At 69.4% G+C, this 3,007-nt stretch carries 4 protein-coding genes and 1 pseudogene; all 5 read right to left on the bottom strand.

Features of this window, described 5'->3' with window-relative positions:
• Positions 1 to 250: pseudogene (locus EOA24_RS32530) on the bottom strand (cobyrinic acid a,c-diamide synthase); the annotation flags it as partial.
• On the bottom strand, positions 247 to 1,044 hold the full coding sequence (gene cobA, locus EOA24_RS32525) for a uroporphyrinogen-III C-methyltransferase (RefSeq protein ID WP_126082096.1): 798 nt from the start codon (positions 1,042 to 1,044) through the stop codon (positions 247 to 249). The pseudogene EOA24_RS32530 and the gene cobA, both read right to left, overlap by 4 nt.
• 14 nt (positions 1,045 to 1,058) lie before the next feature.
• Positions 1,059 to 1,823 (bottom strand): precorrin-4 C(11)-methyltransferase, encoded by a 765-nt coding sequence (gene cobM / locus EOA24_RS32520; RefSeq protein WP_127410505.1) that lies wholly within the window; start codon positions 1,821 to 1,823, stop codon positions 1,059 to 1,061.
• Positions 1,820 to 2,206, bottom strand: coding sequence for a cobalamin biosynthesis protein (locus EOA24_RS32515; protein ID WP_126082098.1), 387 nt, complete (start codon positions 2,204 to 2,206; stop codon positions 1,820 to 1,822). The genes cobM and EOA24_RS32515 overlap by 4 nt, the downstream gene beginning before the upstream one ends.
• Positions 2,203 to 3,007: precorrin-6Y C5,15-methyltransferase (decarboxylating) subunit CbiT (gene cbiT, locus EOA24_RS32510; RefSeq protein WP_127410504.1), on the bottom strand; the 805-nt coding region annotated here is incomplete at its 5' end. The genes cbiT and EOA24_RS32515, both read right to left, overlap by 4 nt.

Genomic DNA, 3,007 nt, shown 5'->3' with positions numbered 1-3,007 from the left:
ATTCGGCGTCGTCCGCAGCCTGGGCCGCCAGCGCGTTGAGCAGGGCAGGCGACATCGCCCAGCTGTCGAGGTTGACGCCGGAGAGGCCGGTGGCGGCGGTGTGGAAGCCGGGATCGATATAGTCCGGTCCGGATTTCGCGCCGCGCACTTTCAGGCCGCGCCGGGCGAGCGCGCGCAACAGGCCGATGGTGACGCTGGTCTTGCCCGAGCCGGAGCGCGGCGCGCCGATGATGATCGCGCGCGCCGTCATGCGCCGCCCGTCAGTGCCGCGCGCATGGCGACGATGCCGCCGACGACGATCAGCGCCGGCGAAGCGAGCCCTGCGGCAGCGGCTTCGTCCGCGATGGTGGAGAGCGTGGCTACGACGATTCGTTCCTGCGGTGTGGTCGCCGCGACGATCACCGCGGCGGGGGTCGTCGGCGCGAGGCCGCCCTCGAGCAGCTTTGCCGCGATCACCGGCAAATTGGCCATGCCCATATAGACGACGACCGGCTGTCCGGTGCGGGCGATCGCCGCCCAGTCGATATCGTCATCGGTGCCTGCCGCATGGCCGGTCGCCAGGATGACGGCCTTGTTGATGCCGCGCATGGTGGCGGGAATGCCGGTCGCGGCCAGCGCGCTGAGACCGGAGGTCAGGCCGGAGAGCACCCGGAACGGGATTTTCTCGCCCGCCAACGCCAAGGCCTCTTCGCCGCCACGGCCGAAAATGTAGGGATCGCCGCCCTTGAGCCGCACGACGCGGCGGCCATCGCGCGCCAGCCGCACAAGCAGGGCGTTGATGTCGTCCTGCTTCATCGAAGGCTGGCCGCCGCGTTTTCCGGCGTAGAAGAGTTCGGCGCCCTGGGCGACCGCCACGACGTCGGGCGAGACCAGCGCGTCATAGACGAGCGCGTCGCATTGCCCGAGCGCCGCCAGCACCTCAAGCGTCAGGCAGCCGGGATCGCCGGGGCCGGCGCCGGCCAGCCAGACATGGCCCGGTTCCAGCTCACGCGGTTTGAAGTTCAGCCGCGCCAGCGCCTGCTCCACATTTGCCCGTCCGTTCATGTTGGCGCCGCCGTTCACAATCCGTCCCGTCCGCGAAAACGCCGCTGGTAGTGGGCGTCGTAGAGTGAGCTTTCGCCGAAATCCTGCGCGGCGAGCGCGCTGCCGACGAAGATGATCGCCGTGCGCTCCATCGGGTTCTGCGCCAATTGCGCTTCGATGGTGCCGAGCGTGCCGGTCAGGATGCGCTCGTCCGGCCAGGAGGCACGGAAGACGACCGCGACCGGGCATTCGGCGCCGTAAAGCGGCGTCAACTCGGCGACGATGCGGTCGATGGCGTGGATGGCAAGATGTATGGCAAGCGTGGCGCCGGTGCGGCCGAAGCCCGCCAGCGTCTCGCCCGGCGGCATCTTCGAGGCGCGGCCGGAAACGCGCGTCAGCACCAAGCTTTGCGCGAGCTCGGGAATGGTCAATTCGCGACGAAGTGCTGCCGCTGCTGCCGCGAAGGAAGGCACGCCTGGGGTCAGCGTGTAGGGGATGCCGTGCTTTTCCAGCCGCCTGATCTGTTCGGCCACCGCGCTCCACACGGAAAGGTCGCCGGAATGCAGGCGCGCGACATCCTGGCCGGCCTTGTGCGCGGCGACATATTCGGCCTCGATCTCGTCGAGCGACATCGGCGCGGTATCGACCAGTCTCGTGCCGGGCGCGCAATGCGCGAGCAGTTCCGGCGCGACGATCGAGCCGGCGTGGAGGCAGACCGGGCAGCTGGCCAGCAGCCGAGCGCCGCGCAGGGTGATGAGATCGGCCGCGCCCGGACCGGCGCCGATGAAATGGACCGTCATGGCGCGTCTCCGCTGATGGCGATGGCGCAGGTGACCGGGCCAAGCACGGTGCGAGGCCCGAGCAATCTTGCGCCGGCCCCGGCAACGGCGAGGGCGGACGCCTCCGAAACCGACGGCGTGCCGGCGCGGCTCTGCGAGAGATCGCAACGGCTGCGGGCGCCGGGCGAGGCCAGTCGCAGGACCCGGTCATCGGCAATGACCACCGGCAGGTTGAGCGCGCGGCCTGCGGCGGAAATCGCCGCCTCATCCTTTTTGAGCGGGGCGGTCGCCAGGGCCGAAAGCGCCGATGTCGCGAGGCCATGCGCTTCAAGCGCCGTCTCGATCGCCGCCAATACTTCTTCGACGCTCACGCCTTTGCGGCTGCCTATGCCCGCGACCATCATGGTTTTATCCAGCTCCACTGCGTGACCGGCATGGCCGGACGCCAGGCCTGCATCGAGCCGACCGGCGCCGCGCGCGACAGCGCGATGCGGGTTAGGTCGCCGCCGCGCCTGTTGTGCTGGTCGAGCAGCAGCGCCTCCATCTCCAGTGTCACGGCATTGGCGACAAGCCGGCCGCCGGAACGGAGCGCCTTGATCGCCTTCTCCAGCACGCCGGCATCGCTGCCGCCGCCACCGATGAAGATCGCATCCGGCGTTTCGAGCTTGGCGAACGCCTTGGGCGCTGAGCCTTCGACCACGACAAGGCCGGGCACGCCGCAATGCGTGGCGTTGCGGGCGATGCGCGCGGCGCGTTCGCCGTCGGCCTCGATAGCGATGGCGCGCAGCGAAGGATGGGCCAGCATCCATTCGATGCCGATCGAGCCGGAGCCGGCGCCGATGTCCCACAGCAGCTCGCCGCGCTTGGGCGCCAGCGCCGACAGCGTGATGGCGCGGATCTCACGCTTGGTGATCTGGCCGTCATGCTCGAACAGGTGGTCGGCGAGGCCGACGGTCAAGGGCAGGATGCGCGCATCCGGCGTCGATTCAATTTCAAGCGCCAGCACGTTGAGCGGGTTGATGTTTTTGAGATCGAAGGCATCGGCGCGGGAGGCGCGTCGCGTTTCGTCGGGACCACCGAGCGCTTCGAGGACCGTCAGCCGCGACGGGCCGAAGCCGAATTCGTCGAGCAGTCCGGCGATGGCCACGGGAGCGTCTGCGTCCGATGTCAGGGCAAGGATGCGCGCGCCGGGTTGGAGCAGGGGG

This window comes from Mesorhizobium sp. M2A.F.Ca.ET.039.01.1.1 (genome assembly GCF_003998035.1).
Classification (GTDB): Bacteria; Pseudomonadota; Alphaproteobacteria; order Rhizobiales; family Rhizobiaceae; genus Mesorhizobium.
Note: the sequence above shows the minus strand (reverse complement) of the source record. Positions and strands in the feature narration are given on the sequence as shown.

Coding starts and splice junctions, on each gene's coding strand:
- cobA (WP_126082096.1), bottom strand. CDS start 1,044: ATGAACGGACGGGCAAATGTGGAGCAGGCGCTGGCGCGGCTGAACTTC.
- cobM (WP_127410505.1), bottom strand. CDS start 1,823: ATGACGGTCCATTTCATCGGCGCCGGTCCGGGCGCGGCCGATCTCATC.
- EOA24_RS32515 (WP_126082098.1), bottom strand. CDS start 2,206: ATGATGGTCGCGGGCATAGGCAGCCGCAAAGGCGTGAGCGTCGAAGAA.